Genomic DNA, 710 nt, shown 5'->3' with positions numbered 1-710 from the left:
CCCACCCGTCCAGCAGGAACTGCCGCCCGCGCTGCGGCTCCCGGTCGAGTTCGAGTCGCTGCCGTCGCCCGACCTGGTCGCGGACCGGGTCGCGGACGAACGCGCCCGCCGGTTCGAACCGTGGGCCTGGCCGCTGCTGCGGCTGCGGGTGCTGACCACCGCCCCCGAGGAGCACACCCTCCTCGTCCACGCCCACCACCTCATCGGCGACGGCTACAGCGCCGCGCTCCTCGGCCGCGAACTCCTCGCCTCCTACGACCGGTTCGCCGACCAGGCCGGCCACGCCGACCAGGCCGAACCCCCGCCGCCACGCGCCACGTTCCGCCAGTACGTCACCCTGCTCGAACACCAGGACCCGGGCCGGGCCCCGTTCCGGGCCCCGTTCCGGGACCCGGTGGCCGACGCCTGGCGGGCCCGCCACGACGCCCCCTACCAGCGGCCGGAACCCGGCCCGGGCGGCGGCGGGTTCGGCTCCGCCGGCGTCACCCTCGACGCCGGGCTGACCGGCCGACTCCGCCGCCTCGCCGCCACCGTCGGCGCCACGACCTACGCCCCCGTCCTGACCGCCTACTACCGGGCGCTGGCCGCCCTCACCGGGCGCCGGGACCTCGTCCTCGGGCTCGCGGTCACCGGACGCGACCACCGACTCCCCGACATCGACCGGCTGTTCGGCCCCCTGGCCACCGCCGTGCCGCTCCGCCCCGCCGTGG

At 77.9% G+C, this 710-nt stretch carries 1 protein-coding gene; it reads left to right on the top strand.

Features of this window, described 5'->3' with window-relative positions; all coding sequences use genetic code 11:
- Positions 1-710: condensation domain-containing protein (locus E1283_RS36755; protein WP_243745364.1), on the top strand; the 710-nt coding region annotated here is incomplete at both ends.

The organism is Streptomyces hainanensis, assembly GCF_004348415.1.
Classification (GTDB): domain Bacteria; phylum Actinomycetota; class Actinomycetes; order Streptomycetales; family Streptomycetaceae; genus Streptomyces; species Streptomyces hainanensis.
The sequence above is the reverse complement of the archived record's forward strand: the minus strand, read 5'-3'. Positions and strand labels throughout refer to the sequence as shown.